The organism is Sandarakinorhabdus sp., from assembly GCF_040398645.1.
GTDB lineage: Bacteria > Pseudomonadota > Alphaproteobacteria > Sphingomonadales > Sphingomonadaceae > Sandarakinorhabdus.
The window spans coordinates 6947-10006 of the sequence record NZ_JBBATR010000062.1; the positions used below are offsets into that span (position 1 = coordinate 6947).

The following is a 3060-nucleotide window of genomic DNA, read 5'->3' on the forward strand; positions in this document are numbered from 1 at the left end:
CCAATGCAACCCACTGACATCATTTGTCAGCCGCATTCCCGCCTGCACCGCCGATTGCATCACCATGGCCGCCAGAGCGCCGCGATTGCAGCTGGCGGGCGCGCCGGCAAACACCGCAGCGACCGAATCGGGCCAGGTGCAGCTTGGCGAAACCAGCACGGAAACAGGCGTGATCGTCAGCGCGCGGGTGCGATTGAGATCGGCGACCAGCATGGCGCAGCCGGCAATCAGCGCGGCCATGCCATCGGTAGCGTCCCCGGCGAATGTCCAATCGATCGGGGTGCCCTCCAGCCCTTCGCGGACGAGGCGTTGCAGCGCGGCCGATCCCATCGCGCTATCGGCAGCGCCCAGCGCCAGGCGCAGCAAGCGCAGCCGTGCCGCGAGGCGGCGGGCGCCGGATTGGATCAGCTCGTTGATTTCGGCATCGGGCTGGTCGCCCAATAATTCGCTGGCGGTCATCACGCTGGCAATCGGCGTGGCCAGATCGTGGCACATCCAGCGCACCAGAAAATGGGGAAGGTCGTTCATGGTGCCGCCTCGCTGCCATCGTTGCGCAGTTTCAGGCCAAGGGCAATGAGCCGCCCATCCCCATCTTGCGCCAGTTCAAAATCCAGCCGCTGGCCGGGTTGCAATTTGTCCAGCCCGGCCTCTGCCACGGCGCTCAAATGCACAAAAACATCGCGGGGGCCAAGATCGGGCGTGACAAAGCCAAAGCCTTTTTTTGCATCAAACCATTTCACGGCGCCGCTGGCCATTATTGCTGTTCCAGCAGCACGGGCGCAAAGCCGGCCGGGCCGGCGCCGATCGTGTGCGGCAGCCAGCCGCTGATCGTCCCGCCGGCAATGATCAGCCAGATCTGGCCATTTTCGGTGGCGCGCGCGGCATCGCGGTTGGACGGCCGCGGGCTGCCGTTCGGATGGCTGTGCCAGTGGCCGATCACGCGCAGGCCGGCGGCGCGGGCGCTGCGGTGGCTGGCCAGCAAGGTGGCCGGCGCGATTTCAAAGCTGCGGGCGGGATTAGCGGCGACATTGGCTGCGGGCACCAGATCAGCGATGCGCACGGCACCGACGTCATCGACGATCGTACCCAGCAAGAGCCCGCACACCTCTGTATTCGGGCTGCTGGCCGCCTGATCGAGCAGAAATTGCTGCTGACTGCTTGATATCTGCAACTTCATGCCGACTTGCTAGGCCATGGGGGACGAAGAGTCGATCAACATCACCATGCCGGCCAGCGCGGCTGGCCAGCGGCTGGACAAGTCGCTGGCCGAGGCGTTGGTGCAGTTCAGCCGGGAGCGGCTGAAGACGCTGGTGCAGGCCGGGCGCCTGTCGGGCGCGGCCGGGGTGATCTGGGATCCGGCCACCAAGCTGAAGGGCGGCGAGCAACTGCACTTGCAGGTGCCGGCGGCGCGCGCCGCGCATAATATTGCGCAGGACATTCCGCTGCCCATCATCTTCGAAGATGATCACCTGCTGATCGTCGACAAGCCGGCCGGGCTGGTCGTGCACCCGGCCGCCGGCAATTTCGATGGCACGCTGGTCAATGCGCTGCTGCATCATTGCGCCGGGCGCTTGTCCGGTATCGGCGGCGTCGCCCGGCCTGGCATCGTCCACCGTATCGACAAGGACACATCGGGCCTGTTGGTGGTCGCCAAGACTGACCCGGCCCACGAAGGCCTGGCGGCGCAATTTGCGCGGCACAGTGTGGAGCGGCGCTACACGGCGGTGGTGGCCGGATTGCCGGTGCCGCCGGCTGGGCGCATCGCTGCGTCGCTGGCCCGCAGCAGCGCCGATCGCCAGAAAATGGCCATCGTGAAGGACGGCCGCGGCAAGCACGCCGTCACCCACTATCGCATGGTGCGCGGATTTGCGGGCGCGGCGCAGGTGGAATGCCGCCTGGAAACCGGGCGCACGCACCAGATCCGTGTTCACATGGCATCCATCGGCCACGCGCTATTGGGCGATGCCGTTTATGGGCGCACACCGGGCCGGCTGGCGCCGTTGCTGCAGGAACTTGGCTTTGCCCGCCAGGCGCTGCACGCGGCCACGCTGGGCTTTGTGCATCCGATCACCAAAGCCGAACAGGCGTTTGAAAGCCCGCTGCCAGCCGACATGCTGGCCTTGATCGATCACCTTGATGGCTCCGGGGGCCGCCCCGACGCCGATACTGAGATGGAGTGACCATGAGCAGCAACCTGCCAGCCGTGAAACAAGCCAGCATCCCGGCGCTCGGCTCCGAAGCCGGGCTGAACCGTTATCTGGCGGAAATCCGCAAATTTCCGCTGCTCACCCCGGAGAATGAATATATGCTGGCGCGGCGCTGGCAGGAACATCAGGATGCAGCGGCGGCCACCGGCCTGGTCACCAGCCACCTGCGGCTGGTGGCGCGCATTGCCATGGGCTACCGCGGCTATGGCCTGCCGGTGAACGAGCTGATTGCCGAAGGCAATATCGGCCTGATGCAGGGCGTGCGCAAATTCGATCCGGAACGCGGCTTTCGGCTGGCGACTTATGCGATGTGGTGGATCAAGGCCGCGATCCAGGAATATATATTGCGGTCATGGTCTTTGGTGAAGATCGGCACGACGGCGGCCCAGAAAAAACTGTTTTTCAATCTGCGCCGCCTGAAAGGCAAGATCGGCGCCGTTGAAGATGGCGATCTGAAGCCGGCCGATCTGGAAACCATCGCTACCACGCTGGGCGTGGCCAAGGACGAGGTCGTTTCGATGAATCGGCGCATGGGCTTTGGCGGCGATGCCAGCCTGAACAGCCCGCTGCGCGAAGAAGGCGAAGGCGAATGGCAGGATTGGCTGGCCGATGATGGCCCGCTGGCGGATGAATTGCTGGCTGACAGCCAGGAACGCAACCAGCGCCATGGCCTGCTGGTGGCCGCCATGTCCGGCCTGAACGAGCGCGAGCGTGATATTCTCACCCAGCGCCGCCTGATCGATGAACCCGAAACGCTGGAGCAATTGTCGCAGCGTTATGGCATCAGCCGCGAGCGCGTCCGCCAGATCGAAGTGCGGGCGTTTGAGAAGCTGGCCAAGGCCATGCAGACGGC

General features: G+C 65.0%; 4 protein-coding genes and 1 pseudogene. 2 read left to right on the plus strand and 3 right to left on the minus strand.

The window, feature by feature from the left end; all coding sequences use genetic code 11:
• From ABWP50_RS11510 to ABWP50_RS11520, 3 genes and pseudogenes are all read right to left on the minus strand, one after another.
• Positions 1-528, minus strand: a pseudogene (locus ABWP50_RS11510) (hypothetical protein); the annotation flags it as partial.
• Positions 525-755, minus strand: coding sequence for a cold-shock protein (locus ABWP50_RS11515; RefSeq protein ID WP_353218129.1), 231 nt, complete (start codon positions 753-755; stop codon positions 525-527). The gene ABWP50_RS11515 and the pseudogene ABWP50_RS11510, both read right to left, overlap by 4 nt.
• On the minus strand, positions 755-1177 hold the full coding sequence (locus ABWP50_RS11520; protein ID WP_353218130.1) for a M67 family metallopeptidase: 423 nt from the start codon (positions 1175-1177) through the stop codon (positions 755-757). Before ABWP50_RS11520 ends, ABWP50_RS11515 begins: the two co-directional genes overlap by 1 nt.
• 16 nt (positions 1178-1193) lie before the next feature.
• On the opposite strand from ABWP50_RS11520, the gene ABWP50_RS11525 reads away from it, so the two are divergent.
• Both ABWP50_RS11525 and rpoH read left to right on the plus strand, forming a co-directional pair.
• Positions 1194-2180 carry an RluA family pseudouridine synthase gene (locus ABWP50_RS11525; RefSeq protein ID WP_353218131.1) on the plus strand — a complete coding sequence of 329 codons (987 nt, stop codon included), beginning with the start codon at positions 1194-1196 and terminating at the stop codon, positions 2178-2180.
• A 2-nt stretch (positions 2181-2182) separates the two neighbouring features.
• Positions 2183-3060: RNA polymerase sigma factor RpoH (gene rpoH / locus ABWP50_RS11530; RefSeq protein ID WP_502951048.1), on the plus strand; the 878-nt coding region annotated here is incomplete at its 3' end.

Bases quoted from the DNA above. Each gene is read 5' to 3' on its own strand.
- ABWP50_RS11515 (WP_353218129.1), bottom strand. From the start codon at position 755: ATGGCCAGCGGCGCCGTGAAATGGTTTGATGCAAAAAAAGGCTTTGGC.
- ABWP50_RS11520 (WP_353218130.1), bottom strand. From the start codon at position 1,177: ATGAAGTTGCAGATATCAAGCAGTCAGCAGCAATTTCTGCTCGATCAG.
- ABWP50_RS11525 (WP_353218131.1), top strand. From the start codon at position 1,194: ATGGGGGACGAAGAGTCGATCAACATCACCATGCCGGCCAGCGCGGCT.